The organism is Kitasatospora sp. Xyl93, assembly GCF_055383135.1.
The window spans coordinates 5903689-5923754 of the sequence record NZ_AP029185.1 but is presented as its reverse complement, the minus strand read 5'-3'; the positions used below and the strand labels follow the sequence as shown (position 1 = coordinate 5923754).

The following is a 20066-nucleotide window of genomic DNA, read 5'->3' as shown; positions in this document are numbered from 1 at the left end:
GTGGCCTCAGCGGACCTCGGCGGCGAGGTTGGCCAGCACCTGGTCGTGGATCCGGTTCAGGCCCTTCGGGGCGAAGGTGCGCTCGAAGAAGCCGCCGATGCCGGTCGCACCCTGCCAGGTGGCGGTCACGGTGACCTTGGAACGGCCCTCGCCGACGGCCGAGACGGTCCAGGTGATCACCATGCTGGAGTTGGCGTCCTTCTCCACCAGCTGGTCGGGCTCCGGCGCGGAGACGGTGAACAGGCAGTCGCGCACCCGCTTCTCGGTGGCCTGGAGCCGCCAGTGCACCTGGGTGCCGGCGCCGGTGCCGCCGACCCGCACCTCGTACTCGCTGTACTGCGCGGGCAGCAGCTTCGGGCGGGTCACCTGGTAGTCGGCCAGCGCCTCGTACACCCGCTCGGGGGCGGCGTCGTAGACCCGCTCGGTGGTGGCCTGCACCTGTCCCATGACCTTGCTCTCCTCGTCCGGTGGGAACCGCTCTGTCCGGCAAGCCAATCACAGGCTCACGCCCGCGACGCGCCGGGATAGGGTGGCCGGTGTGCTCGATCTGGTGACTGCTGTGCGCTACGTCGACCCGCTGCGCGCCGGCGGCTCCGTCCCCGGCGTGGTGGAGACCGACGACCTGGGAACGTACGTGGTCAAGTTCACCGGGGCCGCGCAGGGCCGCAAGGCGCTGATCGCCGAGGTGATCGTCGGCGAGCTGGCCCGGCGGCTGGGCCTGCGGGTGCCGGAGCTGCGGCTGGTGGACTTCGACCCGGTCGTCGCCGCGGACGAGCCGGACACCGAGATCCAGGACATGCTCAAGGCCAGCGCGGGGCTGAACCTCGGGATGGACCTGCTGCCCGGCGCGCGGGACTTCCGGCCGGGGATGATCGCGGTGGACTCCGCCGAGGCCGGCCGGGTGGTCTGGCTGGACGCCCTGACCGGCAACGTCGACCGCACCGTGCACAACCCCAACCTGGTGGTCTGGCACGGGCGGCTCTGGCTGATCGACAACGGCGCCGCGCTGATCTTCCACCACCGCTGGGCCGGCGCCGAGGCGTCGGTCGGCAGGCGGTACGACCTCAGCGCGCACGCGCTCGGCGGCTCGGCCCCGGACGTCCGGCTGGCCGACGAGGAGCTCGGACCGCTGGTCACCGTGCCGCTGCTGGAGGAGGTGGTGGCGCTGGTCCCGGACGAGTGGCTGGCCGACGAGCCCGGCTTCGACTCGGTGGACGCCGTCCGGCACGCCTACGTCACCCACCTGGCCGCCCGGGTGGTGCTCTCCGAGGAGTGGCTGCCGGAGGGCTTCGCCACGCCCGAGCAGCTGCGCGAGGCGGAGCGGCGCCGGGCGGCCCGGACCCGGGCGGGGCGGCCGGCCTGGCTGCAGGAGGTGCCGGACCTGCACGGCAAGCCGTCGGTGGAGACGGTCTGGGAGCACCACTTCGACGAGGACTGACCGGGCCGGCCGGCGTGCGGGGGCGGAGGCCGCCGCGGGCCTTCGGTGCGGGAACGCGACCGGGGAGCGGACCCACTGGGCCCGCTCCCCGGTTCTACTGTTCAGAGCTGTCCGCGGTCAGCGCGTCAGCGCCACCACTGGACCGCCTTCTCGGCGTTGACCAGGCCCGCGCCGTAGAAGCCGTTGTCGTCGGCGCCGCCCTCGCAGGTGGCCTTCCAGGTGCCGGCACCGCCCGGGTTGAACTCGCCGGTCGGGCACGGGACGGACTCGGCGTGGGTGGTCAGCAGCTCGGTCAGCTCGTCCGGGCTGGCCCACGGGAAGGTGCTGGCGAGCAGCGCGGCCACGCCGGCGACGTGCGGGGTGGCCATCGAGGTGCCCTGCATGTAGCCGTACTTGCCACCGGGAATGGTGGACCGGATGCGGCCGTCCTTGTCCGGGGTGTTCGGGAACTGGAAGCGGCGGTCGCCACCCGGGGCGGTGACGGACACGACGCCCTTGCCGTAGCTGGAGTAGTACGCCTTGACGCCGTCGGAGCCGACCGCGGAGACGGCGACCACACCGGGCAGCTCGGTCGGCAGCGACAGGCAGTCGTTGGTGACCGGGCGGGTGGTGGGGGTGGTGTCGTCCGGGCTGGCCACGTCGACGGTCTTGTGCGCCAGGTCGATGTTCTCGTTGCCCGCGGCGGCGACGTTGAGGACGCCCTTGCGCTGCGAGAAGGCGACGGCCTTGCGGACGGCCTCCGAGATCGCGGCCTGGTCCTTGTCCGTCTTGCAGTTGAACATCCACGGGTCGACGAAGTAGCTGTTGTTCGTCACCTTGAAGCCGTGCTCGCCGGCCCAGACGAAGCCGCAGACCGCGTTCTCCGGGTAGATGAACCCGCCGTCGTCGACGACCTTGACGGCGGCCAGCTTCACGTTCGGCGCGACGCCGACGATGCCCTTGCCGTTCTTGGCGGCGGCGATGGTGCCGGCCACGTGGGTGCCGTGGTCGCTGGTGGTCGGCTGCCAGGCCTTCCAGTCGGTGTTCGTCTTGCCGTCGAGGCAGGAGACCGACTGCGAGGCGTCCACGTTGGCGGCCAGGTCCTCGTGGGTGGCGTCGATGCCGGAGTCCAGCACGCCGACGGTGACGTTGCGGCTGCCGAGCGAGATCTTGTGCGCCTTGTCGGCGCCGATCTGCCGCATGTCCCACTGGTAGGCCTCGTCCGGGTCCTCACCCGGGGCGGCGGCCACGGCGGCCGAGTCGGTGGCGACCTCGGCCTTGCCCTGGTCGGAGGCCTGGATGCCCTTGGTGCGGCTGGCGCCGACCGAGTCGACGCCCTTGGCCAGGCGCAGCTTCTCGGCGAACTTGGTGTCGTTGGAGCGGGCGACCACGACGCCGACCTGCTCGTACGACTGGACCACCGTGCCGCCGAGGCCGGCGATGGCCTTCTCGACCTTCTGCACCTGGCCGTGGTTGGCCTTGGTGTTGACGACGTAGCTCAGCAGCGGACCGGTCGTCGAGTCGGCCGTGGGGGCCGCGACAGCGGTACCGGCCGGCAGCGCGAGGGCGCCGGCGGTGGCGAGTACGACGCCCACCGCCGCGTACCGGGTACGACTGATCCGAGGAACACGCATGAGGGTTGGCCTCCCGGCTCGTCAGGCGGCAGCTGCGATGGGCAGGTGCGCTTGGGAATGACCGGGACGCTAATGAATATTTGGTTATAAGCGCAAGGGGTAGTCATCTAATCGTCACATCGTGACCAGGAACAGGGCCTACGGACAACCGGCCCCAACACAGGAAACAGAGGTCAAGAGTGTTAAAAAGTGATGGTTCGCCGACGTGCGGCCACACCCGTCACGACATCGGCCACCAGCACTGATCGCATCCCTACAACGCGTACAGCCGACGGGCGTTGTCGGCCGCGACCGACCGCGTCAGCCGCTCGGCGTCGGCCGCGGAACAGGCTCCGTCGGCCCGCCAGGCCGCGAGCAGCGCACCCAGTCCGTACCGGAACTGACAGGTGCCCACCAAATACAGTTCGGGCAGGCCGTAGGCGTCGGTGGAGAACAGCATTTTCCCGAACGGGGCCAACTCCAGCATCTCGCCCAGCACCGCGGCCGCCCGCGGCCCGGTGTAGGAGGCGGTCAGCCCGAGGTCGGTGTACACCGTCGGGAAGGCCTGGGCCAGCCAGGCGGCCTGCCGGTGGTACGGGTAGCCGTGCAGCAGCACCAGCGGGACGCCGCTGGGCTCGGCGGCCCGCACGAAGTCCGTCAGCAGCGACGGGTCGGCCCGGTGCAGGGTGAGGTCCGGATCGCCGAAGCCGGTGTGGAGTTGGAGCGGCAGGCCGAGCTCGGCGCAGACGTCCACGGCCGTCCAGAGCAGGTGGTGCAGCAGGACCGGGTCGGTCAGCCGGACCCGCCCGGCGCGCAGGTGGGCACCGGCCGCGGCCACCACGGCCGCGGTGGCGGGGCGTTCGGCGGGCGCGGCCAGGCCGTGCCGGTAGGCGAGCACCGACTTGACCGCGACGGCCCCGGCGGCGGCCGACCCGAGCGCCTGCGCGACGGCCCGCGGCCAGTCCGCGGCGCCGCACGCCACCGTCTCGGCGACCGACTCGGACCGGACCACCTCGCGCACCGAGGCGCCGGTGGCCTCGGCCAGTTCGGCGGGCGGCAGCAGCGGGTGGCCCGCGGCGGTGGTCAGCCCGGTGTCCACCAGGCAGGTGTCCAGCCCGGCCGCCGCCAGCAGCCGCCCGGCGGCCTCGGCCGCGCCCAACTCCCGCCGCCGGGCCAGGTAGTCGGCGGCCGGGGCGTGCGCCGGCAGGCCGAGCACGGGCGGGCACCAGCGCCGCACCGCCAGGCCCAGCGCGCTGTCGAAGGGCGAGCAGCCGGGCGCGGGCGGGCGGTCGGACTCGGTGAGCAGCCCGGCCAGGGCGTCGTCGGTGAGCTCGGCCGCCACCACGCTGTGGCAGTGGTGGTCGACCAGCGCGGGGCCCTGCGGCCGGGCCACCGCTCAGTACCGCCAGCGGGTGGCCGCGACCAGCTCCTCGGGCGTGACGGCCGCGTACTGCTCCCGCTCCGCCCGGCGCACCGCCAGCACCGCCTGGTAGAGCGGCTCGCCGAGCGCCTCGCGCAGCACCGCGGAGCGCTCGTACGCGGCGATCGCCTCGGCCGGGCCGGTCGGCAGCCGGGGCACCGTACCGGGCTCGGCGGCCGCCGGATCCCCGGTGAACTCCGGTGGGAGGGCTCGGCGTTGGTCCAGCCCGGCGAGGCCGGCCGCGATCACCCCGCCGACCGCCAGGTACGGGTTGGCGCTCGCGTCGAAGCACTTGACCTCGGCGTTGGCGGTGGCGGCCCGCTCCCCGGTGGAGCCGGTCACCAGGCGCAGCGCGGCCTCGCGGTTCTCCAGGCCCCAGCACTGGTAGGCGCCGGCCCAGTGCGAGGGCACCAGCCGCAGGTACCCGGCCGGGCTGGAGCAGCCCAGCACCAGCAGTTCGGGCAGCGCGTCGAGCACCCCGGCGAGGAAACCCTCGGCCTCGGCGGTCAGGCCGTGCGGGCCGGGGCCGCCGTGGCCGAGGTTGCGGCCGTCCCGCCAGAGGCTGACGTGCAGGTGCCCACCGTTGCCGACGACGCCAGTCTCGACCACCGGGGCGAAGGAGGCCCGCAGGCCGTGCCGGGCGGAGACGGCCCGGACGGTGTGCCGGACCAGGACGGAGGTGTCGGCGGCGGCGACCGGGCCCTCGGGGGCGACCGAGACCTCGAACTGGCCCGGGGCGTACTCGGGGTGGATCTGGAGGACGCCCAGCCCCTGCCTGCCGAGGGCGGTGAGGACGTCGCGCAGGTAGTCGGAGAGGTCGGTGACCCGGTGCATCCCGTACGCCGGGCCGTGCGTCGGGTACCGCGGCTCATCCTGCGGGGTGCCGGCCAGGGCGACCGTCCACTCGACCTCGATGCCGGCCTTGAGGCTCAGCCCGCGCGCGGCCGCCACGGCCTGGGCCCGGCGGGCGAACAGCCGTTGGCAGCCCGGGTGCGAGCCGCCGGCCTGGGTGTACCTGTCCCCCGGGGCCCAGGCCCAGCCGGGCTGGGCGGCCAGCGGGACGACCCGGTCGAGGTCCGGGTAGAGCCTGAGGTCCCCGGTGGGGCCGCCGATGATCGGGCTGGTGGTGATCGTGTCGTCGGCGAGGAACACGTCGAAGCAGGGCGCGGTGCCGACGCCCCACTGCGCGGCGTGCGCCAGGCCGCCGAGCGGCACGGCCTTGACCCGGGTGACGCCGGCGTTGTCCACCCAGGTGACGGCCACCGCCTCGACGGCCTCGGTGCGCAGCCGGTCGGCCACCTCCCCGGCCCGCTCGGCCCGCTCGGCGCGCGAGGGCAGCGCGACGGCCGCCGCCGCGGCGGCGGCGAGCCGGTCGGCGCTGACGGGCGGCTCGGCGGGACCGGGAGCGGTGGGATCGGGCGCGGCGGGGCCGGCGGAGGCGGTTCCGGGGGTCATGCCTCCCATGCTGCCCCGCCGGTCACGGTCGGGTAACTCCCCTATCGGGTGGTCCTATTGGCAGCCCTGTTCACCCGTTCACCCGTTCGGGGCGAACCCGGCGGCCGGCTCCGCCGCGCGGTCCGCTCCAGGTGGTCGGCGTCCGCGTGCGAGGGCAGGCGGTGGCGGGTTTTCGCCTCCGCCCCCTTCCTACTCGCGAGTAGCTTCGCTACAGTGGCCGGACACGCACCACCGCCGGGCTTCGGGAGCCGCACCGGCGGCAGGCCGCGGTCGCCGTTTCTCCGGCGCCCGCGCGGTGCGCTCTTCACCGGCAGGTGCCGCGGACCGCGGCGGGCCGGGTCTCCTCCTCGTATCAGAGTCGCTTCCTTCACCTTCGAGCGCCTGAGCACCACGGCACATCCGCAGTTCGGCCGGAGCGGACCGGCCGCTGCCCGATGCGCCGCACCCGTCATCTCCCCAGCCCCCGCGCGTGGACCCTCCTCCGGCGGCGGCCGCCCCCGGCGTACGGGCGCGGCGGCGTGCCCGCCGGAGCACGCGCGGGCCCTTCATGACTAGGAGTCAGGACAGATGGAGCGTCCCTTCCCCACTGTCGCCGTCGTCGGCCTCGGCACGATGGGTGCCGGCGTCGCCGTGGCGGTCGCCAAGAGCGGCCGCCGGGTGATCGGCATCGAGGCCACCGAGGACTCGGCCGCCCGGGCGCTGGCCCGGATCGAGGAGGCCACCGCGCACGCCGTGGACCGGGAGCGGCTGACCGCCGAGGAGCGCGCCGGGCTGCTGGCCCGGCTCTCGGTCGGCCACGAGCTGGCCGCCGCCGCGGACGCGGACCTGGTGATCGAGGAGGTGCCCGAGCAGCTGGAGCTGAAGCGGGAGGTCTTCGCCGAGCTGGACCGGATCTGCCCGGAGACCACCGTGCTGGCCACCGGCACCACCGCGCTCTCGGTGACCCGGATCGCCGCCGCGACCGCCCGCCCGGAGCGGGTGCTCGGCCTGCACTTCTTCAACCCGGTGCACAGCATGAAGCTGGTCGAGGTGGTCCGCACCGTGCTGACCTCGCCGCGGACGGCCGAGGACGCCGCCGCCTTCGCCCGGGACCTCGGCAAGGAGCCGGTGGCGGCCGGCGACCGGGCCGGCTTCGTGGTCAACGGCCTGCTGTTCGCCTACCTGAACCAGGCCGCCGCGATGTACGAGTCCAAGTACGCCTCGCGGGAGGACATCGACGCCGCGATGCGGCTCGGCTGCGGCCTGCCGATGGGCCCGCTGGCGCTGCTCGACCTGATCGGCGTCGACACCGCCCGCACCGTGCTGGAGGCGATGTACGAGCAGTCCCGGGACCGGCTGCACGCCCCCGCCCCGATCCTCGGCCAGCTGGTCGCGGCCGGGCTGCTGGGCCGCAAGACCGGCCGCGGCTTCTACACCTACGAGGCGCCGGGCTCCTCCCGGGCCGTGGACGCGGCCACCGGGCCGGCCCTGCCGAAGGTGCCGGGCCGGGAGGTGCGCACCGTCGGCGTCTGCGGCTCGGGGACGATGGCCACCGGCATCGCCGAGGTGTTCGCCAAGGCCGGGCACCCGGTGCTGCTGGCCGCCCGCAGCCAGGAGAAGGCCGAGCGGGCCAAGGCGCAGCTGGCGAAGTCGCTGGAGCGCTCGGTGGCCAAGGGCCGGCTGTCCGCCGAGGCGCGGGACGCCGCGCTGGCGCTGGTGACCCCGGTCGGCCAGTACGCCGAGCTGGCCGAGGTGGACCTGGTGGTCGAGGCGGTCGCCGAGGACCTGGCGGTCAAGCGGGAGCTCTTCGCCACCCTGGACAAGATCGTCAGGCCGGGCGCGGTGCTCGCCACCACCACCTCCTCGCTGCCGGTGATCAGCTGCGCGACCGCCACCTCGCGGCCGCAGGACGTGATCGGCATGCACTTCTTCAACCCGGCCCCGGCGATGAAGCTGGTCGAGGTGGTCTCCACGGTGCTGACCGCGCCGGACGTCACCGCGACCGTGCTGGAGCTGACCGCCAAGGTCCGCAAGCACCCCGTGGAGTGCGGCGACCGGGCCGGCTTCATCGTCAACGCGCTGCTCTTCCCGTACCTGAACGACGCGGTGCGGATGCTTCAGGAGCACTACGCGACGGTGGACGACATCGACACCGCGATGAAGCTCGGCTGCGGCTACCCGATGGGCCCGTTCGAGCTGCTGGACGTGGTCGGCCTGGACGTCTCGCTGACCATCGAGCAGGTGCTGCACCAGGAGTTCCGCGAGCCCGGCCTGGCCGCCGCGCCGCTGCTGGAGCACCTGGTCGCGGCGGGCTGCCTGGGCCGCAAGACCGGCCGCGGCTTCCGCGACCACGCGCGCCGGTGACCACGCCGCAGGCCGGTGGCACGGCCGCCGGGAACGGCGCCCCGCCGTACGGCTCCGCGCCCTCCGCGGCCTCCACGCGCCCCGGCTGGAGCCCCGGGACGGTGTCCTCCCGCTGGCCCCGCCCGGCCGTGACCGGCCCGGTCGCGCCGGTGCGGCGGGGAAGGGCCGCGGCCGCTCCGTCCGGGCCGTGTAGCGTTCCGGACATGGATCGGGTTCAGTCAACCTCCCCGCAGCACCCCGCCGGGCCGCACGGCGGCACCGACCGGACCGCCCCCTCGACCGGGGGCACCGGACCGGAGGGCGGGCCGGGCAGCCGCCGGGCGGCGGCGCAGCGCCAGCAGATGCGCCAGGACCTGGCCACGGCCGCGATGGAGCTGTTCGCCTCGCAGGGCTACGAGGAGACCACGGTCGACCAGATCGCGGCCGCCGCCGGGGTGGCCCGGCGCACCTTCTTCCGGTACTTCCGGTCCAAGGAGGAGGCGATCTTCCCGGACCACGACGACACCCTGGTGCGGGTGGCCGACCTGCTGGCCAGTGCCGAGCCGGAGGAGCACCCGCTGGACGTGGTCTGCCGCGGCATCAAGGAGGTGCTGCGGATGTACGCCTCCACCCCGGGGGTGTCGGTCGCGCGGTACCAGCTGATCCGCCAGGTCCCGGCGCTGCGCGAGCGGGAGATCGCCGTGGTGGCCCGTTACGAGCGGCTGTTCACCCGCTACCTGCTGGGGCGCTTCGACACCGGCGAGTCCATCCCGTCCGGCTGGCAGCGCGGCGGCGAGGACGACTCGATGCTGGCCGAGGTCTCGGCGGCGGCGGTGGTCGCGGCGCACAACCACGTGCTGCGGCGCTGGCTGCGGGCCGGCGGCCGGGGCGACGTCGAGGCGCAGCTGGACCACTCCTTCGAGGTGATCCGGCGGACCTTCTGGGCCGCCAGCGCACCGGGTGCCAGACGCCGGGGATCGGTGGTGGCACCGGGTGCCAACGGGACCCCCGGGGACACCGGGGCGGAGAGCGCACTGAGTGCCAGTCCCGGAGGTGAGGTACTCATCACAGTCGCCCGGACGGACGCTCCGCTGGAGGTCGTGGTGGACAGCATCCGGGCCGCGCTGAGTGGCGCCCGGGAGTCATAGCGGCAACGTTTACGCAGGTCAGAGCAGTGTCGAGGGCCCGCGCCGAGCAGTCGGCGCGGGCCCTTCGCATGCCCGCGCAACGCGCGTCGAGCGACCCCGGAGGCCGTCCGAATTCGTGACACCCGGTGTCTTTACGAGTGGCACAGGGTGCCACTACCTTGTTACCCACCGGTCGCGGCGCCGCGGCTCCCCACCTCGGCGCGCCGTCGTCCGGCGCTCCCACACCCCGGGAGCAGAGCCAGCAGGCCCGGTCCACCCCGGGCACCCAGCCTGACCCACCCACCACCCACCTCAGCGAAGCCGGTGTCCGCTCCCGGCTCCCCCAGACGCCCTGTGCCCCTCACACAGGTACGCCTTCGGAGGCAGCCATGCAGGAAATCCTCGACGCGATCCTCAGCACCGACAGCACGTCGGCGGACTTCGCGGCGCTCAAGCTCCCCGAGTCCTACCGGGCGGTGACGCTCCACAAGGACGAGGAGCAGATGTTCGCCGGCCTCGACAGCCGCGACAAGGACCCCCGCAAGTCCCTTCACCTCGACGACATCGCCCTGCCCGAACTGGGCCCGGGCGAGGCCCTGGTCGCCGTCATGGCCAGCTCGGTGAACTACAACACCGTGTGGAGCTCGATCTTCGAGCCGGTCTCCACCTTCGGCTTCCTGGAGCGCTACGGCCAGCTGTCGCCGCTCACCAAGCGCCACGACCTGCCGTACCACGTCCTCGGCTCCGACCTCGCCGGCGTGGTGCTGCGCACCGGCGCCGGGGTCAACGCCTGGAAGCCCGGCGACGAGGTCGTCGCGCACTGCCTCTCGGTCGAGCTGGAGTCCCCCGAGGGCCACAACGACACGATGATGGACCCGGAGCAGCGCATCTGGGGCTTCGAGACCAACTTCGGCGGCCTGGCCCAGCTGGCCCTGGTGAAGACCAACCAGTTGCTGCCCAAGCCGAGGCACCTCAGCTGGGAGGAGGCCGCCTCCCCCGGCCTGGTCAACTCCACCGCCTACCGCCAGCTGGTCTCGCGCAACGGCGCCGGCATGAAGCAGGGCGACAACGTGCTGATCTGGGGCGCCAGCGGCGGCCTCGGCTCGTACGCCACCCAGTACGCCCTGGCCGGCGGCGCCACCCCGATCTGCGTGGTCTCCAGCGACCAGAAGGCCGAGATCTGCCGCGCCATGGGCGCCGAGGCGATCATCGACCGCTCGGCGGAGGGCTACCGGTTCTGGAAGGACGAGAACAACCAGGACCCGCGCGAGTGGAAGCGCCTGGGCTCGAAGATCCGCGAGTTCACCGGCGGCGAGGACGTGGACATCGTCTTCGAGCACCCGGGCCGGGAGACCTTCGGCGCATCGGTGTACGTCACCCGCAAGGGCGGCACCATCGTCACCTGCGCCTCCACCTCCGGCTACATGCACCAGTACGACAACCGGTACCTGTGGATGTCGCTCAAGCGGATCGTCGGCTCGCACTTCGCCAACTACCGCGAGGCCTTCGAGGCCAACCGCCTGATCGCCAAGGGCAGGATCCACCCGACCCTGTCCAAGGTCTACTCCCTGGAGGAGACCGGCCAGGCCGCCCTGGACGTGCACCACAACAAGCACCAGGGCAAGGTCGGCGTGCTCTGCCTGGCGCCCGAGGAGGGCCTCGGCGTCACCGACCACGAGCTGCGGGAGAAGCACCTGCCCGCCATCAACCGCTTCCGCAACGTGTGAGACGGGTCCGATGACTGAGCCTCAGAAGCGCGACCGGCCCTGGCTGATGCGCACCTACGCCGGCCACTCCACCGCGAGCGACTCCAACGCGCTCTACCGGCGGAACCTGGCGAAGGGCCAGACCGGCCTGTCCGTCGCCTTCGACCTGCCGACCCAGACCGGCTACGACTCCGACCACGTCCTCGCCCGCGGCGAGGTCGGCCGGGTCGGCGTCCCGGTGGGCCACGTCGGCGACATGCGCACCCTGTTCGACGGCATCCCGCTCGAACGGACCAACACGTCCATGACGATCAACGCCACCGCGATGTGGCTGCTGGCGCTCTACCAGGTGGTCGCCGAGGAGCAGGGCGCGGACGTCGCCAAGCTCACCGGCACCACCCAGAACGACATCGTCAAGGAGTACCTGTCGCGCGGGACGCACGTCTTCCCGCCCGGCCCGTCGGTGCGGCTGATCACCGACATGATCGCCTACACGGTCGGCAGCATCCCCAAGTGGAACCCGATCAACATCTGCAGCTACCACCTGCAGGAGGCCGGGGCGACGCCCGTCCAGGAGATCGCCTACGCGATGTGCACCGCCATCTCGGTGCTCGACGCCGTGCGCGACTCCGGCCAGGTGCCGGCCGAGCGGATGGGCGAGGTGGTCGCCCGGATCTCCTTCTTCGTCAACGCCGGCGTGCGCTTCGTCGAGGAGATGTGCAAGATGCGCGCCTTCGCCCGGCTGTGGGAGAAGGTCACCCTGGAGCGCTACGGCGTCACCGACCCCAAGCAGCGCCGCTTCCGGTACGGCGTCCAGGTCAACTCGCTCGGCCTGACCGAGGCGCAGCCGGAGAACAACGTCCAGCGGATCGTCCTGGAGATGCTGGCCGTCACCCTCTCCAAGGACGCCCGCGCGCGGGCCGTCCAGCTGCCCGCCTGGAACGAGGCGCTCGGCCTGCCCAGGCCCTGGGACCAGCAGTGGTCGCTGCGCATCCAGCAGGTGCTGGCCTACGAGTCGGACCTGCTGGAGTACGGCGACATCTTCAACGGCTCCCAGGTGATCGAGGCCAAGACCGCCGAGCTGCTGGCCGGCGCCGAGGCCGAGATCGACAAGGTGCTGGAGATGGGCGGGGTGATCCCGGCCGTCGAGTCCGGCTACCTGAAGTCCAACCTGGTCGCCTCGCACGCCGCCCGCCGGGCCCGGATCGAGTCCGGCGAGGACCGGATCGTCGGCGTCAACTGCTTCGACACCACCGAGGAGAGCCCGCTCACGGCCGACCTCGACACCGCGATCATGGTGGTCGACCCGGCCTCCGAGCAGTCCGTGCTCGCCGCCCTGGAGGCCTGGCGCGCCGAGCGCGACGAGGCCGCCGCCCAGGAGGCGCTGGCCGGGCTCAAGGCCGTCGCCGCCACCGAGGCCAACCTGATGCCGGCCACCCTCGCCTGCGCCCGGGCCGGGGTCACCACCGGCGAGTGGGCCTTCGCCCTGCGCGAGGTCTTCGGCGAGTACCGCGCGCCCACCGGCGTCGGCGGCGCCCCCGTCGCGGTGGCCGCCGAGCCCGGCGGCGAGCTGGAGCAGGTCCGCGCCGCGGTCGCCGCCACCGCCGAGGAGCTGGGCGCCGGCAAGCTGCGCCTGCTGGTCGGCAAGCCCGGCCTGGACGGGCACTCCAACGGTGCCGAGCAGATCGCCGTCCGGGCCCGCGACGCCGGGTTCGAGGTGGTCTACCAGGGCATCCGGCTGACCCCGGAGCAGATCGTCTCCGCCGCCGTCGCGGAGGACGTGCACTGCGTGGGCCTGTCGATCCTCTCCGGCGCGCACGGCGAGCTGGTACCCGACGTCCTGAAGCGGCTGCGCCGCGCCGGGGTGGAGGATGTCCCGGTGATCGTGGGTGGCATCATCCCGGCGGCGGACGGCGAGGCCCTCAGGGCCGCGGGCGTCGCCGCCGTGTTCACCCCGAAGGACTTCGGGATCACGACCATCATCGGCCGGATCGTGGACGAGATCCGGCTGGCCAACAAGCTCCAGCCGTGGACGCCCGCACCGACCGCGGCCACGACTGACCAGCTGACCAGCTGACCACTGGGAAGGAACCGAAAGACCCTCATGACTGCTGTCAACCGCCTGCGCCCGCGCCGCTCCTGCCTCGCCGTACCGGGCAGCAACCCGCGCTTCCTGGAGAAGGCCCAGGGCCTCCCGGCCGACCAGGTCTTCCTGGACCTGGAGGACGCCTGCGCCCCGCTGGTCAAGGAGAGCGCGCGCCACAACATCGTCGACGCCCTCAACAACGGCGACTGGGGCGACAAGACCCGCGTCGTGCGCGTCAACGACTGGACCACCCACTGGACCTACCGCGACGTGATCACCGTGGTCGAGGGTGCCGGCCCCAACCTCGACTGCATCATGCTGCCCAAGGTGCAGGACGCCGAGCAGGTCAGGGCGCTCGACCTGCTGCTCACCCAGATCGAGAAGACCATGGGCTTCGAGGTCGGCAGGATCGGCATCGAGGCGCAGATCGAGAACGCCAAGGGCCTGATCAACGTCGACGCCATCGCCGAGGCCTCGCCCCGGCTGGAGACCATCATCTTCGGCCCCGCCGACTTCATGGCCTCCATCAACATGAAGTCGCTGGTGGTCGGCGAGCAGCCGCCCGGCTACGACGCCGACGCCTACCACTACATCCTGATGCGCATCCTGATGGCCGCCCGCGCCAACGACCTCCAGGCGATCGACGGCCCGTACCTCCAGATCCGCAACCAGGAGGGCTACCGCGAGGTCGCCCGCCGCTCGGCCGCGCTCGGCTTCGACGGCAAGTGGGTGCTCCACCCGGACCAGGTCGCCGCCGCGAACGAGATCTACTCGCCCTCGCAGGAGGACTACGACCACGCCGAGCTGATCCTCGACGCGTACGACTACTGCACCTCCGAGGCGGGCGGCGCCAAGGGCTCCGCGATGCTCGGCGACGAGATGATCGACGAGGCCAGCCGCAAGATGGCGCTGGTCGTCGCCGGCAAGGGCCGGGCCGCGGGCATGCAGCGCACCACCAAGTTCGAGATCCCGGAGGCGTGACCATGCAGTTCGGACGCACCTACGAGGAGTTCGAGGTCGGCGCGGTCTACAAGCACTGGCCCGGCAAGACGGTCACCGAGTACGACGACCACCTCTTCTGCCTGCTCACCATGAACCACCACCCGCTCCACATGGACACCAACTACGCGGAGAAGACGACCGACTTCGGCCGCAACGTCGTGGTGGGCAACTACGTCTACTCGCTGCTGCTCGGCATGTCCGTCCCGGACGTCTCCGGCAAGGCGATCGCCAACCTGGAGATCGAGTCGCTGCGCCACGTCGCGCCGACCTTCCACGGCGACACCGTCTACGGCGAGACCACCGTGCTCGACAAGTGGCCGTCCAAGTCCAAGGACGACCGCGGCATCGTGTACGTCGAGACCAAGGGGTACAAGCAGGACGGCACGGTCGTCTGCGTCTTCCGCCGCAAGGTGATGGTGCCGACCGCGACGTACACCCAGGAGCGCGGCGGCGAGCAGCCCGGCCGTCCCACCCCGCTCTCCTGACCCTCCCCTTCACCGGGCCCCTCTTATAGGGGCCCCTCTCCAGACCCCGGAGGGGAAGGCCGCCGTCATCGGCCGACCCCCACCCGGTCGGGGGCCCTGCTGCCGCAGCCACGCCGGCAGGGCCCCCGAAGAATCCCCCCCCCCCCGCCACTTTCAGACTTCCGGAGCCGCACGATGGGACGCCTCGCACAGACCGACGGCCTCACCGAGATCCAGCGGGACATCCTCGCCACCGTGCGGGATTTCGTCGACAAGGAGATCATTCCGGTCGCGACCGAGCTGGAGCACAAGGACGAGTACCCGACCGCCATCGTGGAGGGCATGAAGCAGCTCGGCCTGTTCGGCCTCACCATCCCCGAGGAGTACGGCGGCCTCGGCGAGTCGCTGCTCACCTACGCCCTGGTGGTCGAGGAGATCGCCCGCGGCTGGATGTCGGTCTCCGGCATCGTGAACACCCACTTCATCGTGGCGCACATGATCAACGCCCACGGCACCCAGGAGCAGAAGGACCACTTCCTGCCCAGGATGGCGGCCGGCGAGATCCGCGGCGCCTTCTCGATGTCCGAGCCGGGCCTGGGCTCCGACGTTTCGGCCATCTCCACCAAGGGCGTCAAGGACGGCGAGTCCTACGTCCTCAACGGCCAGAAGATGTGGCTCACCAACGGCGGCACCTCCACCCTGGTCGCGGTCCTCTGCAAGACCGACGAGGGCGGCGACACCCCGTACAAGAACATGACCACCTTCCTGATCGAGAAGGAGGCCGGCTTCGGCCCGAACCCCCGGGTTCCCGGCCTGACCGTGCCCGGCAAGATCGAGAAGATGGGCTACAAGGGCGTCGACACCACCGAGCTGGTGCTCCAGGACGTCCGCGTCCCGGCCGACCGCGTCCTCGGCGGTGTGCCCGGCCGCGGCTTCTACCAGATGATGGACGGCGTCGAGGTCGGCCGCGTCAACGTCGCCGCCCGCGGCTGCGGCGTCGCCCGCCGCGCCTTCGAACTCGGCATCTCCTACGCCCAGCAGCGCTCCACCTTCGGCAAGAAGATCGCCGAGCACCAGGCGATCCAGTTCAAGCTCGCCGAGATGGCCACCAAGGTCGAGGCCGCCCACCAGATGATGGTGATGGCCGCCCGCAAGAAGGACGGCGGCGAGCGCAACGACCTCGAGGCCGGCATGGCCAAGTACCTCGCCTCCGAGTACTGCAAGGAGGTCGTCGAGGACGCCTTCCGCATCCACGGCGGCTACGGCTTCTCCAAGGAGTACGAGATCGAGCGCCTCTACCGCGAGGCCCCGATGCTGCTCATCGGTGAAGGTACTGCGGAGATCCAGAAGATGATCGTCGGGCGCCGGCTCCTGGAGGAGTACCGGATCGCCGACTGATCCCCGGGCCGCCCGCCGACCGAACACGTCGCCGGGCGGCCCCCTCGAACCGCCGGTCGACGGGCGTGCGGGCCCGTCCCGGCGGAGCGCCGTGCCCCGTCACGGGCCCGGGCCTGGTCCGCCCCGGTCCGGCACGGCCCTCCGGAAGCGGCCGCAGGGCGTACAGCTGCAAGGACGCGCCCTGCGGCCGCTTCCGCACACCCGCTTCCGGCCGCTACGGCCGTTTCCCCCGCCGGGTTCCGTCGGCGCACCCGTTGAGACAAGAGTCACCAGCCCTGTCCGGTCCCTTGGGAACCGGACCGGGTCGAGCTACGGTCGTAGGAGTGGACGCGCACACGCGCCGCCACCGGACACATGAACGAGCAGGCGGGTTGCCCACCCACCGTGTGCTCCCGATAGCATCCACCGGGACAGCAAGCCGTCCCTCTATTACCGATCCCGCGGTGGCCCCCGTCCAGCGGCCATGATCCCCCGCGACAAAGGTCTTCGATGCCCATCAGCCCGTCCCCTCACACCTCCGTCACGGACCGCGATGCCCTCGCAGCCCCGACGGCCGGTCGGCGACCCCGCGTGACCATCGCGCGCGGAGCCACCCCCTGGTTCGTCCCCACCCTCGCCACGGCCGCCGTGACCACCGCCCTCACCCGGCGCAGCGGCAAGTGGGCCCTGGCGGCGGTTCCCGCCTGCGCGCTCGGCGCCGGCATGCTGTGGTTCTTCCGCGACCCCGAGCGTGAGATCGGCACGGGCAGAGTGATCTCCCCCGCCGACGGCGTGGTGCAGAGCATCGACGCCTGGCCGGACGGCCGCACCCGGGTCGCGATCTTCATGAGCCCGCTGAACGTCCACGTCAACCGCGCGCCCCTGCCGGGCACGGTGACGTCGGTCGAGCACGTCGCGGGCGGCTTCGTCCCCGCGTTCAACAAGGACAGCGACCAGAACGAGCGGGTCGTCTGGCACTTCGACACCGAACTCGGCGACATCGAGATGGTCCAGATCGCGGGGGCCGTGGCCCGCCGCATCGTGCCGTACGTCGACGCCGGAACCAAGGTCGAGCAGGGCGACCGGATCGGTCTGATCCGGTTCGGCTCCCGGGTCGACACCTACCTGCCGGCCGGCGTCGAGGTCGGCGTCGAGGTCGGCCAGAAGACCACAGCCGGGGTGACGCGCCTTGACCGTGACTGAACCTGAGACAATCGTCGGCCTGGACGACGAGGAGACGGCCCTGCGCCGCCGCCGCTGGGCGCGCGACCGCGAGCTGCGCGCCCCGCGCTCTCCCCAACACCTGTCCACCGCCGACTTCCTGACCCTGGGGAACGCCGTCTGCGGCTTCCTGGCGATCTACTCGATCACCACCGGGGTCCTGGTCCCGCACATCACCAACCCGGACGCGGCGCCGGACCGGCACAGCGCCGCCACGGCGGTCACGCTGCTGCTGATCGGCTCGATGTGCGACCTCTTCGACGGCCTGGTGGCGCGCAAGCTGCGCTCCTCCGCCCTCGGAGCGGAACTGGACAACCTGGCGGACCTGATCAGCTTCGGCATCGCGCCGGCCTACTTCGTCGCGGTCTGGGGCATGGTCTCCCAGGGCTCCAACAGCAAGCTGTCCGCGCTCATCGCCATCACGGTGCTGCTCGCGGTGGTCCTGCGGCTGGCCCGCTTCTCGGCCGTCAAGATGCGGCCGGGGGTGTTCCAGGGCATGCCCTGCCCGATGGGCGCGATGACGGTGATCGCCATCGTGCTGCTCGACCCGCCGTTCCTGCCCGGTCTGCTCGCCATCTTCGGCGCCGCGTACCTGATGGTCAGCCGGATCGAGTACCCCAAGCCGCAGGGGCTGCTGGCCACCGCCACGCTCTGCTGGATCGTGGTCTCCATCGGCTGCCTGGCCGCCTGGGCCACCGGTCTGCCCGGTGGCGACAGGCTGATGCACGTCGGCGCGTTCGCCCAGATCACGCTCGCCGCGATGGCGCCGCTGCTGGTCATCCGCCGGAAGGTGGGCCAGAAGGTCGGCGACGTCCGCGCCCGGCGGGCGGAGTCGCGGATCGGCTGATCCCCGAAGCCGTCGCACGGCGAAGGGCCCGGAACCTGGTGGTTCCGGGCCCTTTCCCGTGCGTCGTCGCGGTCGGGCGCCGCGGCCGCGGGCTCAGGCGCCGCCGGTGTGCACGCTGAACGCCGAGCGGCGGGCCGCCCGGGCCACGGCCGGGTCCGGGTGCACGCCGGAGACCGCCGTCAGCACCGAGGCCGCCCGCGGGTGGCCGGACTGCCGGGCCCGGGCGAACAGCCGGACCGGGTCGCCCGCCGAGGCGCCCTCGACGTGGCCCACCAGCAGCTCGGTCTCGCCGTGGTCGAGCACCGCGGCCGCGGTGTCCACCCAGAGCCAGGCCGCGTCCTCCGCGCCCAGCACGTCCGCCGGGGAGACCCCCTCGTCCGCGCGCTCCGCCAGCCAGAGCAGCGCGTAGGGGCGCAGCACCGGCTCGTCCACGGCGGCGCGCACCGCCTGCTCGGCCGGACCGCCGGCCACCCGCAGCGCCTCGAAGGCCAGCCCGCGCACCAGCGCGTCGTCGCCCTGGGCGGCGTCCAGCAGCTCGCCCACCGCCCGGTCCGCGGGCCGGGCCGCGACCCAGGCCCGGAACTCGGCGCGGGCCGGGCCCGGCGAGTAGTCCGCACAGGCGTTCAGCAGCTCGAAGGCGCTCTGCTCGATGTGCCCGGCCGCGGTCTGCGCGACCGTGCAGATCTCCTCCAGCTTCGCCCGCACCGCCCAGTGGCCGAGCGGAGACAGCTCCGCGGCGTCGTTCCTGCGCTCCAGGGCGCCGACGGCCGCCAGGCCGTCCAGCATCCAGTCCAGGACGGCGGCCACGTCGGAGGGCGCGGCCGGGGTGTCGATCTGCGGCGCGCGGCAGGTGCCCCGGACGGCAGAGACCGCCGAGGCCGCGTGCGGCACCGGCGACAGGCCCGGCCCGCCGAGGCCCGCACCGACCCGGCGCTCGTCCAGGCCGCGGCGCAGCAGCTCCAGCAGCTCGCTCTCGGCGACCGGGCCGTCCACCAGGTGGAGGAAGGAGAGCAGCTGCGGGGCCTGGTCCACGGCCTGCCCGGCCAGGACGGCGAACACGCCGCGCAGCGCGGCGGGCGGCACCGGGGCGAGCAGGGTCCAGGCGTCGAACAGCGCCGACCAGCCGCGCACCACGGCCTCGTCGTCGTGCTCCCAGGCGTGCAGGCGCCAGCCGGGGCCGGCTCCGCCGTCGCGGGGCTCCACCAGGCCCACCAGCAGCGCCCGCCCCCAGGCCTTGGTGGCCGCGCCGACCGTCATGGCCAGCGCCCGGCCCGCCGCGCGGGCGTCCTCCGGGAGCAGCTCGCCGCGCTTGTCGACCTCGGCCAGCTCGCCGGCCCAGCGGGCGACCCGGACGGCGTCCACCAGCATCCGGCGGGCCAGCGGCGCCAGCTCGGCGGGTGCCGGGAAGCCCTCCGGCACGGGAACCCTGCCGCGCCCGGGAGCCGGAGCGGGCCCTCGTCGCCGGGGTACTCCGTTACGGGGGACACCCGCCCCGCCCGGCCTGCCACCGGCGGGCCGTTGGGCCGTTCCGGGGAGACGGGTCACCGTCGCACCGGTACCGATCGTCGGCGGGAGCGGGGCATCACGGTCGCGCGGGTTCCGAGACGTCACGTCGAGCAGTCTTCCCCTTGCACCGGCCTTCTGTCACATCCGGTTGTCCGTACGACCGGGCGACCGGTGGCGGCACCTCCGCAAGATCGGGCAACAACGGCATACCGCCTGGCCGGAAACGTGTGACCTGGCCATGCCACTCGTCACCCCCCGGTTGCCGGGAATGCTCGCCCGGTCACCCTGCGTACGGGTGGGGGGTAACGAGCCGGGGCCCATTGTTGCCCCCGACCGCGGGGTGGTTTTCGCGCGGGGGATCCGCGCCGCCCCGGCCCGGCGGGGCTGTCCAGCCCGATTCCGGACGGATGGCGGGCGGGGCGGGGGAAGCGCACCGCACGAGAAGTCGGCCGGGCCGACTTCTCGTGCACGCCGGGCGGAACGGGAGAAAGCGCCATTCGCGG

General features: G+C 72.9%; 15 protein-coding genes. 10 read left to right on the top strand and 5 right to left on the bottom strand.

Annotation, left to right across the window (positions count from 1 at the left end; all coding sequences use genetic code 11):
- Positions 1–6 precede the first annotated feature (6 nt).
- On the bottom strand, positions 7–447 hold the full coding sequence (locus ACZ5GH_RS26195; RefSeq protein WP_359903353.1) for an SRPBCC family protein: 441 nt from the start codon (positions 445–447) through the stop codon (positions 7–9).
- A 91-nt stretch (positions 448–538) separates the two neighbouring features.
- On the opposite strand from ACZ5GH_RS26195, the gene ACZ5GH_RS26190 reads away from it, so the two are divergent.
- Entirely contained in the window at positions 539–1438 is a 900-nt protein-coding gene (locus tag ACZ5GH_RS26190; RefSeq protein ID WP_464335384.1) for a HipA family kinase, read from the top strand.
- 125 nt (positions 1439–1563) lie between these two features.
- Here ACZ5GH_RS26190 and ACZ5GH_RS26185 read toward each other — a convergent pair whose 3' ends face one another.
- The 3 genes from ACZ5GH_RS26185 to ACZ5GH_RS26175 form a co-directional block, all read right to left on the bottom strand.
- Positions 1564–3051 carry a S8 family peptidase gene (locus ACZ5GH_RS26185; RefSeq protein ID WP_387758449.1) on the bottom strand — a complete coding sequence of 496 codons (1488 nt, stop codon included), beginning with the start codon at positions 3049–3051 and terminating at the stop codon, positions 1564–1566.
- A 253-nt stretch (positions 3052–3304) separates the two neighbouring features.
- On the bottom strand, positions 3305–4423 hold the full coding sequence (locus tag ACZ5GH_RS26180; protein WP_464335383.1) for an amidohydrolase family protein: 1119 nt from the start codon (positions 4421–4423) through the stop codon (positions 3305–3307).
- Between the two features lie 3 nt (positions 4424–4426).
- Positions 4427–5905 carry a type I glutamate--ammonia ligase gene (locus ACZ5GH_RS26175; protein ID WP_387758446.1) on the bottom strand — a complete coding sequence of 493 codons (1479 nt, stop codon included), beginning with the start codon at positions 5903–5905 and terminating at the stop codon, positions 4427–4429.
- A 567-nt stretch (positions 5906–6472) separates the two neighbouring features.
- On the opposite strand from ACZ5GH_RS26175, the gene ACZ5GH_RS26170 reads away from it, so the two are divergent.
- From ACZ5GH_RS26170 to ACZ5GH_RS26130, 9 genes are all read left to right on the top strand, one after another.
- A complete protein-coding gene (locus ACZ5GH_RS26170; RefSeq protein WP_387758445.1) occupies positions 6473–8248 on the top strand; it encodes a 3-hydroxyacyl-CoA dehydrogenase family protein in 1776 nt (591 codons plus the stop codon).
- 203 nt (positions 8249–8451) lie between these two features.
- Positions 8452–9375 (top strand): TetR family transcriptional regulator, encoded by a 924-nt coding sequence (locus ACZ5GH_RS26165; protein WP_387758443.1) that lies wholly within the window; start codon positions 8452–8454, stop codon positions 9373–9375.
- 368 nt (positions 9376–9743) lie between these two features.
- Positions 9744–11081, top strand: coding sequence for a crotonyl-CoA carboxylase/reductase (gene ccrA / locus ACZ5GH_RS26160; protein WP_464335382.1), 1338 nt, complete (start codon positions 9744–9746; stop codon positions 11079–11081).
- A 10-nt stretch (positions 11082–11091) separates the two neighbouring features.
- Positions 11092–13137, top strand: a complete 2046-nt coding sequence (locus tag ACZ5GH_RS26155) for a protein meaA (RefSeq protein WP_387758440.1) — start codon at positions 11092–11094, stop codon at positions 13135–13137.
- A gap of 27 nt (positions 13138–13164) precedes the next feature.
- The gene (locus tag ACZ5GH_RS26150; protein WP_387758438.1) at positions 13165–14127 is read left to right on the top strand and encodes an HpcH/HpaI aldolase/citrate lyase family protein; all 963 of its coding nucleotides are present in this window, start codon (positions 13165–13167) and stop codon (positions 14125–14127) included.
- 2 nt (positions 14128–14129) lie between these two features.
- A complete protein-coding gene (locus ACZ5GH_RS26145; RefSeq protein ID WP_387758436.1) occupies positions 14130–14633 on the top strand; it encodes a MaoC family dehydratase in 504 nt (167 codons plus the stop codon).
- A gap of 174 nt (positions 14634–14807) precedes the next feature.
- A complete protein-coding gene (locus ACZ5GH_RS26140; RefSeq protein ID WP_387758434.1) occupies positions 14808–16010 on the top strand; it encodes an acyl-CoA dehydrogenase family protein in 1203 nt (400 codons plus the stop codon).
- A 489-nt stretch (positions 16011–16499) separates the two neighbouring features.
- Positions 16500–17192: a phosphatidylserine decarboxylase gene (locus tag ACZ5GH_RS26135; RefSeq protein WP_049655656.1), complete on the top strand. Its 693-nt coding sequence runs from the start codon at positions 16500–16502 to the stop codon at positions 17190–17192.
- Entirely contained in the window at positions 17179–18057 is an 879-nt protein-coding gene (locus ACZ5GH_RS26130; RefSeq protein ID WP_387758432.1) for a CDP-alcohol phosphatidyltransferase family protein, read from the top strand. The genes ACZ5GH_RS26135 and ACZ5GH_RS26130 overlap by 14 nt, the downstream gene beginning before the upstream one ends.
- 93 nt (positions 18058–18150) lie before the next feature.
- Here ACZ5GH_RS26130 and ACZ5GH_RS26125 read toward each other — a convergent pair whose 3' ends face one another.
- The gene (locus ACZ5GH_RS26125) at positions 18151–19476 is read right to left on the bottom strand and encodes a hypothetical protein (protein WP_464335381.1); all 1326 of its coding nucleotides are present in this window, start codon (positions 19474–19476) and stop codon (positions 18151–18153) included.
- Positions 19477–20066 lie beyond the last annotated feature (590 nt).